This is a genomic window from Shewanella sp. 10N.286.52.C2, assembly GCF_002874545.1.
In the GTDB taxonomy this organism is placed as follows: Bacteria; Pseudomonadota; Gammaproteobacteria; order Enterobacterales; family Shewanellaceae; genus Shewanella.
Genome location: NZ_MCTV01000009.1, coordinates 49,023 through 69,973 on the forward strand (window position 1 = coordinate 49,023; position 20,951 = coordinate 69,973).

At 42.8% G+C, this 20,951-nt stretch carries 13 protein-coding genes and 1 pseudogene; 11 read left to right on the plus strand and 3 right to left on the minus strand.

Annotated elements, in window-relative coordinates; genetic code table 11:
• Window positions 1–2: 2 nt before the first annotated feature.
• Genes BCU94_RS04390 through BCU94_RS04400 form a run of 3 tightly spaced genes read left to right on the plus strand, consistent with a single transcriptional unit; the run spans window position 3 to window position 8,068 of the window.
• Complete coding sequence (locus BCU94_RS04390) at window positions 3–6,125, plus strand: beta-ketoacyl synthase N-terminal-like domain-containing protein (RefSeq protein ID WP_102475711.1); 6,123 nt, start codon at window positions 3–5, stop codon at window positions 6,123–6,125.
• A 9-nt stretch (window positions 6,126–6,134) separates the two neighbouring features.
• Window positions 6,135–7,763 (plus strand): eicosapentaenoate synthase subunit PfaD, encoded by a 1,629-nt coding sequence (gene pfaD / locus BCU94_RS04395; protein ID WP_102475712.1) that lies wholly within the window; start codon window positions 6,135–6,137, stop codon window positions 7,761–7,763.
• A 47-nt stretch (window positions 7,764–7,810) separates the two neighbouring features.
• Window positions 7,811–8,068, plus strand: a complete 258-nt coding sequence (locus tag BCU94_RS04400; protein ID WP_102475713.1) for a hypothetical protein — start codon at window positions 7,811–7,813, stop codon at window positions 8,066–8,068.
• Window positions 8,069–8,976: 908 nt separating this feature from the next.
• On the opposite strand, the gene BCU94_RS04405 is transcribed toward BCU94_RS04400, so the two are convergent.
• Window positions 8,977–10,680, minus strand: a complete 1,704-nt coding sequence (locus BCU94_RS04405) for an FAD-dependent oxidoreductase (RefSeq protein ID WP_102437550.1) — start codon at window positions 10,678–10,680, stop codon at window positions 8,977–8,979.
• A 331-nt stretch (window positions 10,681–11,011) separates the two neighbouring features.
• On the opposite strand from BCU94_RS04405, the gene BCU94_RS04410 reads away from it, so the two are divergent.
• Both BCU94_RS04410 and BCU94_RS04415 read left to right on the plus strand, forming a co-directional pair.
• Window positions 11,012–11,431: a YeeE/YedE thiosulfate transporter family protein gene (locus BCU94_RS04410; RefSeq protein WP_076537249.1), complete on the plus strand. Its 420-nt coding sequence runs from the start codon at window positions 11,012–11,014 to the stop codon at window positions 11,429–11,431.
• Window positions 11,424–11,846: a YeeE/YedE family protein gene (locus BCU94_RS04415; protein ID WP_198589356.1), complete on the plus strand. Its 423-nt coding sequence runs from the start codon at window positions 11,424–11,426 to the stop codon at window positions 11,844–11,846. The genes BCU94_RS04410 and BCU94_RS04415 overlap by 8 nt, the downstream gene beginning before the upstream one ends.
• A 135-nt stretch (window positions 11,847–11,981) precedes the next feature.
• Here BCU94_RS04415 and lgt read toward each other — a convergent pair whose 3' ends face one another.
• Window positions 11,982–12,779 carry a prolipoprotein diacylglyceryl transferase gene (gene lgt / locus BCU94_RS04420; RefSeq protein ID WP_102475714.1) on the minus strand — a complete coding sequence of 266 codons (798 nt, stop codon included), beginning with the start codon at window positions 12,777–12,779 and terminating at the stop codon, window positions 11,982–11,984.
• Window positions 12,780–13,060: 281 nt separating this feature from the next.
• Between lgt and BCU94_RS04425 the strand changes: the two genes are divergently transcribed.
• The 6 genes and pseudogenes from BCU94_RS04425 (at window position 13,061) to BCU94_RS04450 (ending at window position 19,630) form a co-directional block, all read left to right on the plus strand.
• Window positions 13,061–13,624: an isochorismatase family protein gene (locus tag BCU94_RS04425; protein ID WP_102475715.1), complete on the plus strand. Its 564-nt coding sequence runs from the start codon at window positions 13,061–13,063 to the stop codon at window positions 13,622–13,624.
• 327 nt (window positions 13,625–13,951) lie between these two features.
• The gene (locus BCU94_RS04430; RefSeq protein WP_102475716.1) at window positions 13,952–15,427 is read left to right on the plus strand and encodes a CotH kinase family protein; all 1,476 of its coding nucleotides are present in this window, start codon (window positions 13,952–13,954) and stop codon (window positions 15,425–15,427) included.
• A gap of 306 nt (window positions 15,428–15,733) precedes the next feature.
• Window positions 15,734–17,323, plus strand: a complete 1,590-nt coding sequence (locus BCU94_RS04435) for a PAS domain-containing methyl-accepting chemotaxis protein (RefSeq protein WP_102475770.1) — start codon at window positions 15,734–15,736, stop codon at window positions 17,321–17,323.
• A gap of 106 nt (window positions 17,324–17,429) precedes the next feature.
• Complete coding sequence (locus BCU94_RS04440; protein ID WP_102437559.1) at window positions 17,430–18,299, plus strand: DMT family transporter; 870 nt, start codon at window positions 17,430–17,432, stop codon at window positions 18,297–18,299.
• 380 nt (window positions 18,300–18,679) lie between these two features.
• Window positions 18,680–18,824 (plus strand): annotated as a pseudogene (locus BCU94_RS04445) (IS3 family transposase); the annotation flags it as partial.
• Window positions 18,825–19,069: 245 nt separating this feature from the next.
• Window positions 19,070–19,630 carry a CBS domain-containing protein gene (locus tag BCU94_RS04450; protein ID WP_102475717.1) on the plus strand — a complete coding sequence of 187 codons (561 nt, stop codon included), beginning with the start codon at window positions 19,070–19,072 and terminating at the stop codon, window positions 19,628–19,630.
• Window positions 19,631–19,855: 225 nt separating this feature from the next.
• Here the strand turns inward: BCU94_RS04450 and BCU94_RS04455 are convergent, their stop codons facing one another.
• Entirely contained in the window at window positions 19,856–20,815 is a 960-nt protein-coding gene (locus BCU94_RS04455) for a diguanylate cyclase (protein ID WP_102475718.1), read from the minus strand.
• Between the last annotated feature and the right edge of the window lie 136 nt (window positions 20,816–20,951).

Sequence of the window (20,951 nt, forward strand, 5' to 3'; positions counted from 1 at the left end):
ATATGAAAAATATTGCCTCTAGCGATGCTAATAAAAATAACGCTGGCAGCGTCCCTAAAATCGCAGTCGTCGGCTTAGCCACCCAATACCCTGACGCAGACACGCCGGTTAAATTTTGGCAAAACCTGCTGGATAAAAAAGATTCTCGTAGCACCATTAGCAGTCAAAAACTGAACGCTAATCCGGCCGATTATCAAGGTGTACAAGGTGAGTCAGACCGTTTTTATTGCGACAAAGGCGGCTACATTCAAAACTTCAGTTTCAATGCTGAAGGATACCGCATTCCAGCGCAGCAATTTAGCGGCTTAGACGACAGCTTTTTATGGGCGACCGATACTGCCCGTAAAGCACTGGTTGATGCCGGCGTAGATATTAATAACGCTGAGCACAATCTAACGCTTAATCGCACCGGTATTGTCATGGGAACCTTGTCGTTCCCAACAGCAAAATCAAATGAATTATTTGTACCGCTATATCACAGCGCAGTTGAAAAAGCCTTGCAGCATAAATTGCAGCAACCCAATTTCACTTTACAATCATTTGATGGTGACGGTTTTAATCAGCAGCAAATCCCAGCATCACTGTCTAATGGTGCCATTGCCCATAACGCGTCCAAACTGGTTGCTGATGCACTGGGTTTAGGCGCGGCGCAATTAAGCCTTGATGCAGCTTGTGCTAGTTCAGTTTACTCATTAAAACTTGCCTGTGATTACTTACATACTGGTAAAGCTGACATGATGTTAGCTGGCGCTGTATCAGGTGCTGACCCATTCTTTATTAATATGGGTTTTTCCATATTTCACGCTTACCCAGATCATGGTATTTCAGCGCCTTTTGATAGTAATTCTAAAGGTCTGTTTGCTGGTGAAGGTGCTGGCGTATTAGTACTAAAACGCCTTGAAGATGCAGAGCGTGATGGTGACCATATATACGCTTTAGTGAGCGGTATTGGATTATCTAATGACGGTAAAGGTCAATTTGTACTTAGCCCAAATAGCGACGGCCAGGTAAAAGCCTTTGAACGTGCTTATGCCGATGCGGCTATGCATGATGAAAGCTTTGGCCCTGCCAACATTGAAGTGATTGAGTGCCATGCAACGGGAACACCACTAGGTGATAAAGTTGAACTGACCTCAATGGAGCGCTTCTTTGAAGATAAGCTTAATGGCACTAATACGCCATTAATTGGTTCGGCTAAATCAAATCTAGGTCACTTATTAACGGCTGCCGGTATGCCAGGGATCATGAAAATGATTTTTGCCATGCGCCAAGGCGTGTTACCACCGAGTATCAATGTCAGCGCCCCCATCAATTCACCAAACAGTACTTTTGGTAACACTAACTTGCCAAGTGACGTACTGCCTTGGCCAGACAAAGCGGGAAATAATGCCCGTCATGCGGGAGTCTCTGTATTTGGCTTTGGTGGTTGTAACGCGCATTTGTTGATTGAGTCGTATCAAGGTAAAGCTCAAAATACAGCGTCGGCTACAACAGCTCATAGCTCTACTGCTCAGTCTTCTACGCCTAATGCTTCTACAATCTGCGCCCAGGCGCCAATGCACATTACCGGCATGGCGGCTCATTTCGGGCCACTATCAAGTATTAATGCCTTTGCTAAAGCGATTGACGCTAAACAATCGGCGTTTACAGCCCTGCCAGAAAAACGTTGGAAAGGCTTAGATAAACACCCAGAATTATTATCACAGTTTGGTATTAACCTTGAAGGTGAAGCGGCGCCCAAGGGGGCATACATCAATCAGTTTGATTTTGACTTCTTGCGCTTCAAAGTGCCGCCAAATGAAGATGACCGCTTAATCTCGCAACAACTGCTATTAATGAAAGTCGCAGATGAAGCCATTCATGACGCAAAGCTTGAATCTGGCAGTAAGGTTGCTGTGCTAGTCGCAATGGAAACGGAGCTTGAATTACATCAATTCCGTGGCCGTGTTAACTTGCATACGCAAATAGCAGCCAGCCTAAAAGCTCATGGCGTTAACTTGTCAGAGTCTGAATACCAAGCACTTGAAACCATTGCGATGGATAGCGTGTTAGATGCGGCGAAGTTAAATCAATATACCAGTTTCATTGGTAATATTATGGCATCGCGCATCTCATCACTTTGGGACTTCAATGGCCCTGCTTTCACGATTTCTGCCGGTGAGCAATCGGTTAACCGCTGTATTGATGTGGCGCAAAATCTACTGGCGATGGAATCTCGCCAAGAGCCTTTGGATGCAGTGATTATTGCTGCAGTAGACTTATCAGGTAGCATTGAGAATATCGTCCTAAAGACAGCCTCGCTTGCTCAAGCTAGTGCCAGTAAGCAGAACTTATCAATTGGTGAAGGTGCTGGTGCTATCGTATTGCAGGCTACTAAAGCAAACGCTTCCAATGTGGACTTGATTCATCAAGCCCTAGGCGCGCTTTCTGATCAAGATATGACTGATGAAGGTACAAGTGCATCTGGCTTTGCTGGCAGTTACGGCACCATTGAAAGCCTTGAATTTGGTTATAGTGAACAAATCGGCTCAATCGCTGATACCTTGCTGACTCAAACTGGATTAAGTAGTACGGATATTCAATTACTTGAATTAAACCAAGCGCCTGCTTGCTTAAACACGTCAAGCATCAAGGCTTCGCAAGCCTTATCGCAGTTGTTTAGCCAGTCCCTAAGCACTACTGCTCAATCTTGTATTGGCCATACCTTTGCTGCATCTGGAATCGCCAGTTTATTACATGGTTTGTTAGCACTGCCTAAGCAAGCAGTTCTTAATAACTCAGCACTGCCTCATACAGTAGCAGCGCCTCAACATGCCATCGTAGCCACATTGAGTGAAAACCAATGTTCACAGCTATTGCTGAGCCAAACATCGCAGCAACAAGGTGCGAGTCAGCAGCGTTTAGACATCGATATCCAGCAGCAAACAGCCAAGAAGCTCAGCTTAGTTAAGCAAGTTAGCCTTGGTGGCCGCGATATTTACCAACATATTGTCGATGCGCCACTGGCTGAGATTAATAGCATCCGAGCTAAAACAGCCCAAATAAAACCCTTAGCGTCTGCTGCTGTCACAGCAATGACGAGCCGAGGACATTTTGAAGCACCTCAAATGAGTGAGCAGCAAAATACTTCAACGACTAAACAAGCGATGGTGAATTCACCATCAACAATAATAGAGTTCCCTATGCCGTTTTCAGATCGTTCTACCCAGTTCAGTCCTGCTAAACAGGAACCTGCATCTTCAGTGCAAACACCTTCGCTTGCACAAGCTCAAGCACAAGTTCCGCCAGCACATCTAACTGCTTTTGAACAAAACCAGTGGTTAGCACATCAAGCGCAACTGGCATTCTTAAAAAGCCGTAATGAAGGTTTGAAAGTTGCTGATGCACTGATGAAGCAGCAACTTGCGCAGGCCAATGGTCAGTCGTACGCTTTACCAGTACAAAGCGCCCCGACTCAAGCAGTAAACGTGCTAGCTCAGCCAGTTGCAGTCGCAGTCGCGCCGACACTGCGCCCAAATCATGCCAGTGTGCCACCTTATATCGCGCCTATCCCTGCGGATAAGCCATGTATCTGGAATTATGCTGATTTAGTTGAATACGCTGAAGGCGACATCGCCAAGGTATTTGGTCCTGATTACGCTGTTATTGATAACTACTCACGCCGCGTACGCCTGCCTACCACTGATTACTTATTGGTCTCGCGCGTCACTAAATTAGATGCCACCATGAACCAATATAAGCCATGTTCAATGACCACTGAATATGATATCCCAGTTGATGCGCCCTATTTAGTTGATGGCCAAATACCTTGGGCTGTCGCGGTTGAATCTGGTCAATGTGACTTAATGCTGATCAGTTACTTGGGCATTGATTTTGAAAACAAAGGTGAGCGCGTTTATCGTTTACTTGATTGTACGCTGACCTTTTTAGACGACTTACCACGCGGTGGCGACACGCTTCGTTATGACATTAAGATTAATAATTTCGCTAAAAATGGCGACACCTTATTATTCTTCTTCTCTTACGAGTGTTTTGTTGGCGATAAGATGATCCTGAAAATGGACGGTGGTTGTGCAGGCTTCTTTACTGACCAAGAACTTGATGATGGTAAAGGCGTAATTCGCACCGAAGATGAAATTAAACTGCGTGAAGATGCGTTTAACAACCCGAATAAGCCACGTTTTGAGCCATTATTGCATTGCGCTCAAACCCAGTTTGATTATGGTCAAATCCATAACTTACTGCACGCCGATATCGGCGCTTGTTTTGCGGGTGAGCATCAAAACCATCAACTGGCTTCAGGTAAGCAAGATTCATTATGCTTCGCCTCTGAAAAATTCTTAATGATTGAGCAAGTTGTCAATCTAGATGTTCATGGCGGCGCATGGGGCTTAGGCTTCATTGAAGGTCATAAAACACTGGCACCTGATCACTGGTATTTCCCGTGTCACTTTAAGGGCGACCAAGTCATGGCTGGCTCACTAATGGCTGAAGGTTGTGGTCAATTACTGCAGTTCTTCATGCTGCATATTGGTATGCACACCTTAGTTGAAAATGGTCGTTTCCAGCCACTTGAAAATGCCTCGCAAAAAGTGCGTTGTCGTGGTCAAGTTCTGCCACAACACGGTGAACTGACTTACCGCATGGAAGTGACTGAGATTGGTATTCACCCTCGCCCATATGCCAAAGCCAATATTGATATTTTGCTTAACGGTAAAGCTGTGGTTGATTTCCAAAATCTGGGTGTGATGCTTAAAGAAGAGAGCGAGTGCGCGCGATATATTAACGATACTGTTATTAACGACACTGCGACTCATTCAACAACAAAAGTAACTGCTACTGGTTCAAATGCTGATAATAAGCCTGCATCAAAAAATGCACCGTTAATGTCACAAATACCTGACCTATCTGCAGCAACCAATAAAGGCGTTATTCCGCTGCAACATGTTGAAGCGCCGCTTATTCCTGATTACCCAAACCGCAGCCCTGATACGCTACCCTTTACGCCATACCACATGTTCGAATTTGCAACCGGCAACATTGAAAACTGTTTTGGCCCAGACTTCAGCATTTACCGCGGCTTTATACCACCACGTACCCCATGTGGCGATTTGCAGCTCACTACGCGAGTGGTCGATATTCAAGGTAAACGTGGCGAACTTAAAAAGCCGTCATCGTGTATCGCTGAATACGAAGTGCCTGCAGACGCTTGGTACTTTACAAAAAACAGCCACGCTTCAGTGATGCCTTACTCGGTATTAATGGAAATTTCTCTGCAACCTAACGGCTTTATCTCAGGCTATATGGGCACCACACTAGGTTTCCCGGGCCAAGAGTTATTCTTCCGTAACCTAGATGGTAGCGGTGAGCTATTACGTGATGTTGATTTACGCGGTAAAACTATCGTCAATGACTCAAAGTTATTATCCACCGTGATTGCAGGTAGTAACATCATTCAAAGCTTTACCTTTGAATTAAGTGTTGATGGCGAGCCATTTTATAAAGGCAGCGCAGTATTTGGTTACTTTAAAGGCGACGCCCTTAAAAACCAATTAGGGATTGATAACGGCCGTATTACTCATCCTTGGCATATTGATAATAATGTCGCCGCTGATATTACTGTCGATTTACTCGATAAGCAGTCGCGGGTATTCCACGCCCCTGCTAACCAGCCACATTATCGCTTAGCTGGCGGTCAGCTTAACTTTATCGACAAAGCTGAAATCGTTGATAAAGGCGGTAAAAATGGTCTAGGTTACCTATCGGGTTCACGCACCATTGACCCAAGCGATTGGTTCTTCCAGTTCCATTTTCATCAAGATCCGGTTATGCCTGGCTCATTAGGCGTTGAAGCTATTATCGAGTTAATGCAAACTTACGCCATCAGTAAAGACTTAGGTAAAGGCTTTACCAATCCGAAGTTTGGCCAGATTTTATCTGACATAAAGTGGAAGTATCGCGGTCAAATTAACCCGCTGAACAAGCAAATGTCATTAGACGTGCATATCAGCGCCGTGAAAGATGAAAACGGCAAGCGCATCATTATTGGTGACGCAAACTTAAGCAAAGATGGCTTAAGAATTTACGAAGTAAAAGATATCGCAATCTGTATCGAAGAGGCATAAGGATTAATAATGACAATTAGCACTCAAAACGAAAAGCTATCTCCATGGCCTTGGCAAGTTGCCCCAAGTGATGCCAGCTTTGACCCTGCCGCTATCGGTAATAAATTAAAAGAGCTTTCCCAAGCTTGTTACTTGGTGAGCCATCCTGAAAAAGGCTTAGGGGTTTCTCAAAAAGCCCAAGTTGTCACAGAAAGCATTAGCAGCGGCCAAGACTTACCTGTCAGCGCTTTTGCACCCGCACTTGGCACCCAGAGCTTAGGTGATAGTAACTTCCGCCGTGTACACGGGGTTAAATACGCATACTATGCTGGCGCAATGGCTAATGGTATTTCATCTGAAGAATTAGTTATCGCCCTCGGTCAAGCGGGCATCTTATGTTCGTTTGGCGCTGCGGGCTTAATTCCTTCACGGGTAGAGCAAGCCATTAACCGCATTCAAGCGGCGCTGCCAAACGGCCCATACATGTTTAACTTAATTCACAGCCCAAGCGAGCCAGCCCTTGAGCGTGGTAGCGTTGAGTTATTTTTAAAACATAAAGTACGCACCGTTGAAGCATCGGCTTTCTTAGGCTTAACACCGCAAATTGTTTACTACCGCGCGGCAGGTTTAAGCCGTGATGCTAGCGGCAATGTGGTTGTTGCTAACAAAGTTATCGCCAAAGTGAGCCGCACCGAAGTCGCGATTAAGTTCATGCAACCTGCGCCAGTTAAAATACTGCAAAAATTGGTTGATGAAGGCTTAATCACCCCCGAGCAAATGGAGCTAGCTCAGCTTGTTCCTATGGCTGATGATATTACTGCAGAAGCTGACTCTGGCGGTCATACCGATAACCGACCTTTAGTGACGTTACTGCCGACTATCTTGGCCTTAAAAGACAAGGTACAAGCTGAATATAACTACAACCCGCCTATTCGTGTCGGTTGTGGTGGCGGCGTGGGTACCCCTGATGCCGCGCTGGCGACCTTCAATATGGGCGCAGCTTATATTGTTACCGGCTCTATCAACCAAGCGTGTGTTGAAGCAGGCGCCAGTGAACATACTCGTAAACTGCTTGCCACCACTGAAATGGCTGACGTGACCATGGCACCAGCTGCGGACATGTTCGAAATGGGCGTGAAACTGCAAGTGGTTAAACGCGGCACCCTATTCCCAATGCGTGCTAATAAGCTATACGAGATTTATAGCCGTTATGAGTCTATCGAAGCGATTCCAGCAGAGGAGCGTGAAAAACTTGAAAAACAAGTGTTCCGTGCAAGCCTTGATGAGATTTGGGCAGGAACAGTGGCGCATTTTAACGAACGCGATCCTAAGCAAATCGAACGCGCACAAGGTAATCCAAAACGTAAAATGGCGCTTATTTTCCGTTGGTACCTTGGCCTTTCAAGTCGCTGGTCGAATTCAGGTGAAGTTGGCCGTGAAATGGATTACCAAATTTGGGCAGGTCCAGCACTTGGCGCGTTCAATGAATGGGCAAAAGGCAGCTATTTAGATGATTATACCCAGCGAAATGCGGTAGACTTAGCAAAACACTTGATGCACGGCGCAGCTTATCAAGCACGTATTAATCTACTGACCGCCCAAGGCGTAGCAATACCAGTAGCATTACAACGTTGGAGCCCACTTGATCAGGTCAAGTGATTAAGTGCTGTAATCAAGCTAAGACAATTTTCATATAGGTAGCGGTAATGAGCGAAACACAAAAACTGGATTTTTCAGCGGTAAATGGCACCACACAAGAGTCATTTAACCAACAAAAGAACTTGATAAAGCGCATGCTGAAAGGCAACAGCGCAGAATGCAGTGAATGTAAAAAACCGCTCACGCTGCAATTACCGCCTAATACTAGAAAGGCGAAGCCGACAGACAAAGCACCAGGAATATATTGTGCCAAAGGTTGTACTGATATAGAACTGGATATGGAAGCAGTGGCGTTGTTGAAATAACCTTTAGTTATTTCGGGTTAAAAGCTAAAAAGAAAAGGCATCGAAAGATGCCTTTTTTGTTGGTTTTTTTAGGTTTTAACATCTGGCTGGAGTTGGGGATTGCATTTAAGCCCCAATTACCTGCCGTAGGGGCAGTATAAGATACAAATATCACGATCACATGGATGTGAAAGGTCAACCTTTCGTGTAAGCACAGCTGTGACATTTGTGTATTCATATCCATCAAATGACGAATCTAAGGCTGTAGTCCATTCGCTTATAATAATTAACTTTATTAAAAGCCATGATTTGAAGTAACTGATAATTGTCAAAAACGCACAATTATCCTTGTTGTTTAAATTAATGTTTTAAAAATTCAATGTGATTTAAGTACAGTATTCAACACTATTTTATGTTGCTGTGGGTGTACTTTATTAATAAAAAAAATAGATTCGCAAGCGTGACAACATAGCTTATCCCACTCTTTATACTTAAAGTTTCTTTCCCAAAAAGTACGATGAATCTTATAAAAAACGGTTTCTTCTTTACAGCATGGACATAACTTTGAGTAATTCATCATGTTTACCTAAGGTTTAAAAGTATGTAGCCACCTCCTTGTTCTCAAAGTACTTTCACCATGGGGTGTCGCAGTTATTATCTTCTAGGCTCACATACATTATTTAGCTTGCTACAGCTATAAGCCGTAACCTACAGCCTTAAAAATAAGCTAATTCAGCTTACAAGTGGTAAATTTAAATGATTAAGTTGAATTTCAATACTAAAGTTTTAGCCATTGAATTACTGAGCACAATAACTAATTAGAAATAAAAGCATATTCAACTTATCTCAGGACGGGACAGTTAACTTAAAAAAAAGCCTGCAAATTACTGCAGGCTTTTTTAATAACAACTAAAAATTAAAAAAAGCTTTTATGCTTTAGCAAACTTATAGGTGCGGTAACCGCCGATAAGGTTTCGGGCTTTAAAGCCGTTATTCACCAGCTGACGATAAGCGACGTTACCGCGCAGGCCTACTTGACAATAAATGACGATTTCTTTGTCTTTTGGTAATTCGCTCATGCGTTGACGCAGTTGATCTACAGGGATATTAATCGCGCCAGCGATACAGCCACCCGCTTCAAGCTCGCCTGGGTTACGGACATCTAACAAGAGTTGATCTGCCGATAAATCATCCATTTCTTCAAAATGTATCGCGCTTGCATCACCTTTGATAAGGTTATTGGCTACAAATGCCGCTTGGTTGATGACATCTTTAGCGCTGCCATAAGGCGGTGCATAGGTCAGTTCAAGGTCTTGTAGCTGTTCAACTGTCATACCGGCACGTTGGGCAACCGCCATCACATCAATACGTTTATCGACCCCATCTTTGCCCACTGCTTGAGCGCCAAAAATCTTGCCTGTTTTAGGGTCAAATAGCATTTTAAACGAGACAATTTCTGCGCCTGGGTAGTAGCTTGCATGGCTTGCGGTATGCACATACACTTTTTGGTATTCAACGCCATCACGCTTTAATTGCTTTTCATTTTGACCTGTTGAAGCAACTGCAAGGTCAAAAATCTTACAAATTGCGGTGCCTTGTGTACCCTTATAGGTTTCATTGCGGCCAAGCATATTATCTGCTGCCATACGCCCTTGGCGGTTAGCTGGCCCTGCTAGCGGCACTAAGGTTTGCTTACCAGTCACAAAGTCTTTGTCTTCTACTGCATCACCAACGGCATAAATATCTGGATCACTGGTTTGCATGTTTTCATTGGTATAAATACCGCCTAAATCGCCAATTTTTAAACCCGCTTCTTTAGCAAGTTTGGTTTCAGGTCGAACACCAATGGCCATAATAAGAATATCAGTCTCTAAGGACTCACCATTATTAAGGCTAAGGCTTAACTTACCTTGCTTGTGTTGGTGGGCTTCATTTTCGCCCGACTCAATACTTAAGATATGATCGCAAGGAGTAAACTCAACAGCTTCAAGTGCTACTCCAAGTTTTAAATCCACACCTTGCTGGCGAATTTCAGCATGAGCAAATCCTGCCATTTCACGATCAACAGGAGTCATCACCTGCTCGGCCATTTCAATTAAAGTGGTTTTTATCCCTAGTTGATGAAACGCTTCCATCATTTCTAACCCAATAAAGCCACCGCCAACCACTGTTGCGTGCTCGGGTTTATTGGTTTTGATGGTATTAAGAATGCGATCCATATCTGGGATATTGCGTAACGAGTGCGTCAGCGGATTATCAATGCCAGCAATAGGCGGAACAATGGGGCCAGCACCTGGGCTAAGTAACAGCTTGTCATAAGTTTCAGTGTATTCATTGCCACTGATCAAATCTTTTACCGTGACCGACTTAGTTACGCTATTGATTGCAGTTACTTCATTCATGACGCGAACATCAACGTTAAAGCGTGCCAAGAAACTTTCTGGCGTTTGTAGCAATAGCTTGCTTCTATCTTTGATGTCACCACCAATATGGTAAGGCAAACCACAATTGGCGAACGATACGAACTCGCCTCGTTCAAACATGATGATTTCAGCATCTTCACTAAGACGACGAGCACGCGCTGCAGCTGATCCGCCACCCGCTACACCACCGATAATTAAAATTTTTGACATGACTCTCTCCCGTTACAACCGATTGCTGAACTGAAATAACTGTAATGGCAACTTAGTGTTTTGCGACGATGTCGTCTGCCATACTTTTTATTCATCGTTCTATATAGTTCACATATTGAATAAAACACATTATCCATAAGTTTTTTCTAATGCACAACTAGTTAAACAAAATTTCATAAGATTAGATTTTATTAATATACCCGCTCTTGTATACTGCTCTAAAACCTTGCTTTAACAATGGCTTGTGTGAAATTAATGCTGCGCGATAGCGTTAATTGTTACCACGCTGACAATTAGGTGTTACAGCCGTTAAATTATATTGGAGTGTTGAATGACAGAATTCACCCCTTGGAGTGCCTTATTTGGCGGAATGCTATTAGGCCTTTCGGTAACCATGCTCATGCTATTGAGTGGCAAAACAGCCGGGATCAGTGGCATTTTAGGCGGCATTTTTGGCGCTAACAACAAAGACAGAGCATGGCGAGTGGCTTTTGTTATCGCCATGGCTGCCAGTTTATTGTTTGACCCTTTAATGGGCCTTCACACTGCCGCTTTACCTGACTATTCATTAACTTGGTTATTGGTTGGCGGGTTAGCTGTCGGTATTGGTACCCAACTCGCTAATGGCTGCACTAGCGGCCATGGTATTTGCGGCATAGGTCGCCTATCAATGCGCTCAATGATTGCCACTGTGATATTTATGTTAAGTGCGGCGTTAGTGGTGTGGTTGTCTGGAGGTGTGCATGTTTAAGGTCTTAGTAGGGTTAATCACCGGGCTGTTATTTGGCTTAGGTATGAATATTTCGCAAATGGTAAACCCTTACAAGGTGCTTAATTTTTTGGATGTCACCGGCAATTGGGATGGCAGCTTAGCGTTTGTTATTGGTGGCGCACTATTGGTATTTTTGCCAAGTTATCATTTTTTAATCAAACCCCGTACTCATGCCGTTAATGGCGATGAAATGCCAACGACGCCACAGGGGCTTACACCTAAGTTAATTATTGGCTCAGTTATTTTTGGTCTTGGCTGGGGAATGGTAGGCATTTGCCCAGGACCTGCGGTGGCAAGTTTGTTACGCGGTGAGTCGGCGATTTACTGGTTCATGGCCAGTATGCTGCTTGGCTACTACGGGAGTAAAAAAATCTCTTGGCCAATGAAAAGCTAGTCCCCTTAAGAAACGCAGTAGGACCTTGCGCGATTAAGCTCAAGTGAGCGCTTAGCATTTTGCAGCACCAAAATATCTATCCCTTTTTGAAAAATGCCAGCGATATAATCGCTGGCATTTTTTTATCGCTTAAAGCTAACTGACTGAAGCATCTGGCAGCTTTTTCATATAAGCCATAACCACTAACCCTAGCCCCAATAGCACAAATGGCACGCTAAGCATTTGCCCTACACTCATACTCCAATCTTGGGCAAAGTCAGCCTGTCTTACTTTTACAAATTCAATTAAATAACGTGAGCCATAAACCAACGCTAGAAATAGCCCTAATAATGCCCCTTGTTTTTGTTTCATCTCAGTAAAGCGATATAGCAGCCACATTAGAATAAATAGCCCTAAATAGGTGATTGCTTCATATAATTGCGCCGGATGACGTGGCAGCATATCAATACGCTGAAAAATTATTCCCCAAGGCTTATCAGTTGGCACCCCGACAATTTCTGAATTGGTAAAATTAGCCATACGGACGAAAAAGCAGAAAATCCCCGTAGCAATGGCAATGCGATCCATCAAGAATAAAAACGGTAACTGCACCTTGCGTTTATAAAGGTACATGGCTAATAACACGCCGACCGTGCCGCCGTGACTGGCAAGCCCGCCTTTCCAAATGGCAAATATTTTTAAGGGGTTGGCAAAGTAATAGCCTGGCTCATAAAATAACACGTGCCCTAATCGCGCCCCCACAACAATGCCAACCACGCAATATATGACTAAATCATCCAGTGACTCGAGATCAAGTTCTTCAAGCACATAAATACGCCTCATAACCAAAAAACCACTGATAATGGCGGTGGCAAACAACACGCCATACCAATGTATTTTTAGCCCCATAAACGACAACATAACAGGGTCTAAATTCCAAACTATATGCTCCAAAATCGATGCTCCATATCGGATTGAACAATAAACATGCTAGCAAGAGTATTACGTGCTTCTAGGTGGTAATTCAAGCAGTTATTACTCAGGGCTCTGAGTTAGCAGCAAAATCATCCTTATCCCAAGTAAAATTATTTTCCGTTACTGCTGTCATTTATCACCAAAAACCAACGATACTGCCGACTCAGTGATGCTAGCCCTTGTCCGTTAAGCTATGATGGTATATTGGGTGTATTTGATCCTCGTCAGTCCAAGCCGCTTAACAACTAGGAGCTATCGTTATGAGTATTACCACCATTGATACCCAAACAGCCTTGATCGTAATCGATTTACAACAAGGTCTGGTGACCTTAGATACTTGCCACCCCATCCAAGAAGTCATCGAGAATAGTTGTAAGTTAGTGTCGTTATTTCGCTATGCCAGTTTGCCCATTGTATTAGTTAATGTTGATGGCATCGCTCCTGGGCGCACCGAACAAGTCAGAGTGCAGCAACAAAAACCAGAAAATTGGAGCCACTTGATTGATGAGTTACAACCTCAGCAAGAGGATTTACAGTTAACCAAAAACACTTGGGGCGCTTTTACTTCAACTGAGCTGCATAAATACTTAGCATCATTAAAAGTCACCCAAGTAGTCATTAGTGGCATAGCCACCAGCATGGGAGTAGAGTCAACCGCAAGACAAGCATTTGAGCTGGGCTACAATGTCACCATCGCTACAGATGCCATTACTGATTTTAATATGGATGTTCATAACAATAGCGTTAACTCTATATTCCCAAAGCTGGCTGAAACCGGTACCACTGCAGATATTGTCGCTAGAGTTTCTACTGACCACGCCTAGTCTTAACTGACCACGTATAGTCTTAACTGACAACGTATAGTCTTAACTGACAACGAGTAAGCACTAGGTTAATAATACAGTCCCATCGTTTTAACCGCTTTCAGCCCCCTAAATCCATAGGTGATTGCAGCGATTGACTGCGCTGCTTCACTAACGACCAACAAAATGGTGCCATCAAGGCGGTTCAATCAAGACAGTTCAATAAAACTACTGCTTTGTTCCACCCTTTCTGCACCAGTTCTGCACTTTAATTGATTACCCTAACCTGACAACAACCTTGTATTCCGTTCATTTACCAAAAAATAGCGTCATTATCAGGAGTTTCTTATGCTCAATATTGCTTGCTTTTCATCGACTCGATTAACCGGGATCCCCTTACAGTTTTTATTACTCGCAAGCCTTAGCTGTGGTTTATTACTTTCAGGTTGCAGCGGTAACGACGAAACCACAGAGCCCGAAGACACCACACCTGAAACTGGCATTATCATTCCAGAAGAGGATTACAGTGACACAGATTTTGAGACCATTGATTGGACTGATGAGACTCACAGTAAAAATGTCGATCCTAATTTTGAAGAAGTATTCAGTGATACTGAAGTCAAACGCTTAGATTTTGTGGTTACCGAAGACCGCTGGAATAGCATGCTCGATGATATGACGAACACCTACGGCAGTTTTGGCACATCTTCAGGTTCTAATAGTCTTCTAGATAGCGATGAAAACCCAATAATGGTGCCTGCGGATATCTATTATGAAGGCAAGCAATGGTATCGCGTTGGGATCCGCTTTAAAGGTAACTCGTCGTTGCAATCAAGCTGGCAGAACGGCGTGCTTAAGTTGTCGTTTAAGTTAGATTTTGATGAATTTGAAGATGATTACCCCCAAATCGATAACCAACGCTTTTATGGTTTCAAAAAGTTAAGCCTGAAAAATAACTATGATGATGAGTCACTTTTACGTGAAAAAGTCGCTGCTGATGTCTTTAAAGATGCGGGCCTTGCAGTATCACATACCGCTTTTTACACCTTGTATGTTGATCATGGTGACGGCCCTGAATATTTTGGCTTATATACGCTGGTTGAAGAAGTCGACGATACTGTGATTGATAGCCAGTTTGCTAGCGATGATGGCAACCTATATAAACCAGAAGATGATGGTGCCATGTTTATTGAAGGCACATTTAGCCAAGACAACTTTGAGAAGAAAACCAATGAAGATGATGAGGATTGGTCAGATATCCTCGCATTATTTGACGCCTTACATGACGATACTGCCAGCACTGACCCACAAACCTGGCGCGCAAACCTTGAAGCGGTATTTGATGTGGATGTGTTCCTTAAGTATTTAGCCGTAAACGGGGTGATTCAAAACTGGGACACCTATGGCCTAATGCCGCATAATTTTTACTTATACAACGACCCAGATACCGCAAAACTCACCTGGATCCCATGGGACAATAATGAAGCCTTACAAGATGGCAAAATGGGCGGCGCTCTAGCGTTAGATTTTGCCGATATTAATTCAAACAGCTGGCCACTGATTGCTAAAATTTATGCCGATGACACTTATCGCGATACCTATAACCAATATTTACTCACTGTAATTAATGATGCCTATGAAACGAATAAAATGCAGGCGATCTACAACAGTTACTCAGCATTAATTGAGCCCTATGCCACCACTGAATTGTCAGGTTATTCATTCTTAGAAAGCTCAAGTGACTTCTATCGCGCTATTGATGAGTTAATCGAACATGCAGAAAGTCGCACTGAGGCCGTGGTTGATTATCTTGATAAGCAATAGTGATTTCTGAAGCTTTAAATTGTTAATCTATTTATTGCAAAATTCGGTCTAAGCAACAAATTAGGGAATGACAAAAGACCTGAGGAAAGTAATTCCCCCTTTTGGCTGCTTAGCTGTTTTATCTCACTTGGTCATTTTGCCCTTGTAATAATAAGACACGGTGAAACAGATTAATTTTAAAGTTAACATATTGAAATGCTAATATTTAAATCTTAACAATAGATCATAAATACTTGACCGCTATCAATTTATCCATAATGCAGCTCAGGCAAAATGTAGCCACTTTTATATCCTCTAATGGTTACCATGCGTATAAATCAACCTATTATAAATAGTGAGCGAGCACTCACCAATAACTGCATTCTGTTATCGACCACCGACCTTAAAGGAAACATTAAATACGCCAATCAAGAGTTCATCAACATCTCAGAATTTAGCGCAGATGAATTATATGGGCAGCCCCATAATATTGTTCGCCATCCAGATATGCCGCCCCAAGCATTCGAGTCTATGTGGCAATGTATTAACTCCGGAAAACCTTGGGTTGGTATCGTCAAAAACCGTACTAAAAGCGGTAAATACTACTGGGTTAATGCCTATATCTCGCCAGTATATGAAAATGGTGAAATACATGAATTTCAGTCGATTCGTCGTAAAGCAACCAAAGCCCAAATTGCGACTGCAGAAAAGGTTTATCAGCAACTCAATGATGGCATAGCGCCAAAAGAACTCGCTAGTCCCATCATGAGTTTTGTCGGCAAGCTAAGTTTATGGGCAATGTTTATCTTGTTAATCAGCACAATTGCCACCAGCATGATTTCAACTCCAGCCCTTAGCATTGCGGCCGCGACAATCTGCACTATTGTCGCAGCACTAGGCATAAACTACCTTTGCCAACCCTTGAAAGCGTTAATGGTTAAAGCCACTACCATCATTGACGACCCCATTGCCTGCGGCATTTTAACCGGTAGCCAAACTGACATAAGCAAAATCGATTTAGCATTAAATTACTTAATCACTGAAACCGGTGGCGTCGTTGGCCGCATGGCTGATTCAGCCACATCAATTAGTGAACAAAGTGAGCAACTTAATCAGACTATTATTGATACGCGTGAGCGTGCTCAAAGCCAATGCCAGCAAACTACTCAGGTCGCCACAGCCATGGAGGAAATGACCACCAGCTTTACTGAAGTCAGTGATAACACCAATAACACAGCTCAAGAAATTACCCGTAGTCATAACGCTTCCACATTAGGTCAGGAACGTATGGTGAATGTAGTTGCTGCCATTAGTAAGTTAAGACAAGAAGTGACCCATTTCTCAACCATTGTTGAATCAATTGAACATGACAGCCATGCTATTTCAGCAGTACTTAGTGAGATAAAAGGCATTGCTGAGCAAACTAATTTGTTGGCGCTTAACGCCGCCATTGAAGCCGCCCGAGCGGGGGAATCTGGTCGAGGTTTTGCCGTAGTGGCTGATGAGGTGCGTCAATTGTCGATGCGAACCACTGAGTCCACCACTCAAATTGGTAGCATTGTGAGCAATTTTCAGCAAAGTACCCAAAGCGCAGCTAAAGCTATGGATGCAGGTCAGGCACAAGCGGATCTTTCAGTGAAATTAGCAGAGGATGCCGATAGCGCTTTTGATCAGTTACGCGCCTCGTTAGATAATATTCAGGCGATGGCAGAAATGAATGCCACCGCCATGAGCCAACAAGCCTCGGTAGCCGAAGATATCAGTCAATCCATCGTGGTGATTAATGAGTTATCCAATACCAGCTTAGCGCAAACAGACCAAGCTAAAATCAAATGTGAGCAAATGACTCGTTTATCCAATAAAACGGCCAACTTGTCGAAGCAGTTTTGGCAACAAAGCGTTCAAAGGGAGCATTAATTCCCATAGAGCAAAGTCGCTATTTAAAAAGCACGATGTGAAAAAGTCGCTAGAATTAACACTAAAGGGCCGAGTTTTCGCCCCTTTTTTCATTTAAGGTTTACATATGTTTAAGTCGGCGCGTCCCCATATCCAAATGCTATTTTTCACCTTCATCATTGCGATGACTTTTCCTGTAGGCAAGCAATTAATGCTTGAGGTTCCACCAATGATTGCCACTTGGCTTAGATACGTTATTGCTGCCTCATTATTTGTGGTCCTATTAATTGTTACTCGGCGCTTTAATTTACCTAGCGCTAAAAGCCTATTGCGTTATGCCTTAGTATCCTTGCCCGCACTGGGTTATTTTTCTGCCATGTTTAGTGCCTTAACTAAAACCTCGGCCTTTGCCACCAGTGCACTCTCCACTGCGCTGCCGTTAATTACGGCTGTATTAACCATGCTAATTTATAGAAAGGTGGGTAAGTTAAGCCATTGGTTAGCACTTATTGTCGGCTTTAGTGCGTCACTTTTTTTAGTCCTGCAGCAATCGAATGCTAACTTGGATTTTGAATGGAACACAGGTTACAGTCTGTTTATGCTGGGCTGCATTGCTATGGCAGCTAATCCTCTGGTCATAAAAGCCTGCTATCGACAAGAGAACTTTATGGTATTTACTGGCTGGAGCCTAATCGCTGCCGCGATTATATTATCGGTTTGTTTAACCCCACAGATAATCGACTTCAACTGGCAACAGGTCTCTGGCAATGCTTGGTTGGCGTGCTTATACCTTGCTGTTTTTGCCACTGCGATTAGCTTTTTCCTGTTTCAAAAAGCCAGTGTAAAATTAGCACCGCAACAAGTTTCAGCTTATATTTTTCTAATCCCGGTGTTTGTATTAATGACAGGTGGCAATATCGATGTTAACTGGATTTATACAACCATTGCCATGCTACTGCTTAGTGCGGCAATGTATTTACTGATGCGAAAGCAATAAGTTTCAGCTTATGTTTTTCTAATCCCGGTGTTTGTATTAATGACAGGTGGCAATATCGATGTTAACTGGATTTATACAACCATTGCCATGCTACTACTTAGTGCGGCAATGTATTTACTGATGCGAAAGCAATAAGGCATCTTTATAGCGCTATTCGCGTTAAGTGTTGGCCTTAGGTCGTAGCACATTCCAACGTAGCTGTTTTTAGGTTTGTAAAAATGCCTGTGTTGTATTTCTGTGTCGCCATACTTTGTTGATAGCCGTTGTCTTGCAACAGCAGCACTTAGTTTGTGGAGTGGAGTCAGTAGTGTCATAGCTAATTTGGCCACCTAGTTAGAGATGATATCATCACCTCATAAGTTAACAGGTGACACTATGAGCAACGTACAAGAAGACTTTTTCGCGCAGGGTTCAAACTTGAATCTTCTCAATTTAGTGCTAGCTCAAAATTACTCAATTGTTGAAGCTGCTCAAAACATGAGTGTAGGCAAGCCAACCATGGATAAATGGATTCGTCAATTTAGAGAGGTTCGACATTAACACAACTAGGCACACACCACACATAAAACTCACAACCACAACAATGGCTTAACCAATATTAAATGTCATTCATGTACTTGCCTTACATGTTTAAGCAGCGCTATTCTTACTGCCTAAGGTTATGGTTTTTTTGATGCCCCTCAATTTTAAACGTCGCACCAATCCTGAAAGTTAGCCAACGCTATATTCAGTTACCAGATCTACTTATTTTAATGTAACGGAGTTAGCCAATGAGAAATTTACAACTATTCAGCACCGCATCTGTCGATCACTTACTATGGTCAAGCAAAGTTCAAGTTGCACATATGGACTCACCTGCATTAGATATTTTTACTGACTTTGATGTTGCCCGTCCAATCGTAGTTGATGCGTCAACCACTGCGGTAGGCACAGGTAAAATCATGGAAAAAACCCATGCTTATATGCGACTTGTTATTGATAAGGATGATAAATTCCTTGGTGTGGTTACCATGCAAGAGCTCTCACATCATAATTTATTAATGACAGCGAAAAAGCTAGAACACAACATTGATGAAGTGCTAGTGACTGATGTCATGGTAAAAAGAGAAGATCTTCAAGCGTTTGACTATGATCAAATTGCCACTGCAAAAGTCAGCGATGTGGTACGTATTTTAAAAGAAAACAGCTTGCACCATATGTTAGTGATTGATCACGAACTTCATCATATTCGCGGTATTATTGCAGCTAGTGACTTAGCAAGAAAACTAAGTGTGCCAATTGAAATTCATCAACGCCCTTCATTTAGCCAGATTTTTAACACTGCCGGCTAGAGAAATCTGCGGTGAATTAACTCTGAGAATGATACAAATTCAATCTATAAGCCTTACTCTACAGGCTTATAGATTTAACATTCTAGATCCATATATTCAGATAAACCCAAATTGTACTTATACCATCGCCCAAACCGTATCCAGTCAACCTAGTGAACTACCCCCGCAACTTTCGCTTCGCTCGGATCACGGGGATCTCGACAGATATTGATAAAGACACCATAATTAAGCCACTTCAAGTGTAAATTCAATGCAGCAATTTTTGCCCTGCTCTTTGGCGCGATAAAGCGCACTATCCGCTTTTTCAATAAACTCTCTGGCCGTTGTATCAACATCTGGCGTCATGGTAACAAAACCCACACTCATTGTGACTACGGGCTCTACCCCATGAAAATGAGGGATACTTAACTCAAAGACACTTTTACGAATATCTTCTGCCAGTGCAGCCGTATCTACATTTTCGCCATAACAAATAATGGCAAACTCTTCGCCACCATAGCGGCACACCACATCTGTCGAACGGCTGCATACTCGGGCAATACACTGAGCCACTTTTATTAAGCATTGATCGCCCTGATAATGACCCAAACTATCGTTGTAAGCTTTAAAGTAATCAATATCACACATGATTAAAGAGACATTTTGATGCTCTCTTTTGGCTAAGTTAATAACAAAATCTAATTGAGAATCAAATTCTCGGCGGTTATTAAGCCCAGTTAAACTATCTATTTTCAATAGTTTAAACAGTTCTACACTGGTGCGTTCACACTCAATTACTCCAAATAAAATGATTGCGTTGCCTTTATCATCACGCAGTACCGCCCTTGCTTTACTGGTAAAATAAAGTACATCGTCAACGCGACTGTCGTAGTAAGGAAAACGATTATTAAACTCTTCGATGACACCGTTTGTTAATTTAAGATAATCATCTCGGATCTTGTTGGCTTTTTGGGAGTCTTTGATAGCAATATTTTTATTGTAATCACCAGCAATGGGACAGGTTTTTTTAACGCTGTGATGATTTAATTGTTTATCTAAAGCAAACATGTCACACATACTATCGTTGCAATAGTAGGTATTACTGTCTTCAGATAAATCGATTAACCACCATGACACACCAGAGAAATTGAACAAGTTTTGATATAAATGATAATACTTTTCTATACAGGAATTAGGAAATGTCATATTTAATTAGCCGCTCATTTATAGCTAATTGATTAGCCTGATAACAGACTAACTTTCCTTTTAGCAGGATTTAAGATAAAGGTCTTTCGCTAAAAGTATAGACCTTAAAATCAAAATTTCCTCTTTAAGCTTTCGC

Excerpts from the sequence above, each read along its gene's own strand:
- pfaD (WP_102475712.1), top strand. The coding sequence starts at position 6,135 with ATGACAATTAGCACTCAAAACGAAAAGCTATCTCCATGGCCTTGGCAA.
- BCU94_RS04450 (WP_102475717.1), top strand. The coding sequence starts at position 19,070 with ATGAGAAATTTACAACTATTCAGCACCGCATCTGTCGATCACTTACTA.
- BCU94_RS04455 (WP_102475718.1), bottom strand. The coding sequence starts at position 20,815 with ATGACATTTCCTAATTCCTGTATAGAAAAGTATTATCATTTATATCAA.
- BCU94_RS04400 (WP_102475713.1), top strand. The coding sequence starts at position 7,811 with ATGAGCGAAACACAAAAACTGGATTTTTCAGCGGTAAATGGCACCACA.
- BCU94_RS04390 (WP_102475711.1), top strand. The coding sequence starts at position 3 with ATGAAAAATATTGCCTCTAGCGATGCTAATAAAAATAACGCTGGCAGC.
- BCU94_RS04415 (WP_198589356.1), top strand. The coding sequence starts at position 11,424 with ATGTTTAAGGTCTTAGTAGGGTTAATCACCGGGCTGTTATTTGGCTTA.
- BCU94_RS04440 (WP_102437559.1), top strand. The coding sequence starts at position 17,430 with ATGTTTAAGTCGGCGCGTCCCCATATCCAAATGCTATTTTTCACCTTC.
- BCU94_RS04405 (WP_102437550.1), bottom strand. The coding sequence starts at position 10,680 with ATGTCAAAAATTTTAATTATCGGTGGTGTAGCGGGTGGCGGATCAGCT.
- BCU94_RS04410 (WP_076537249.1), top strand. The coding sequence starts at position 11,012 with ATGACAGAATTCACCCCTTGGAGTGCCTTATTTGGCGGAATGCTATTA.
- BCU94_RS04435 (WP_102475770.1), top strand. The coding sequence starts at position 15,734 with ATGCGTATAAATCAACCTATTATAAATAGTGAGCGAGCACTCACCAAT.
- BCU94_RS04425 (WP_102475715.1), top strand. The coding sequence starts at position 13,061 with ATGAGTATTACCACCATTGATACCCAAACAGCCTTGATCGTAATCGAT.
- BCU94_RS04430 (WP_102475716.1), top strand. The coding sequence starts at position 13,952 with ATGCTCAATATTGCTTGCTTTTCATCGACTCGATTAACCGGGATCCCC.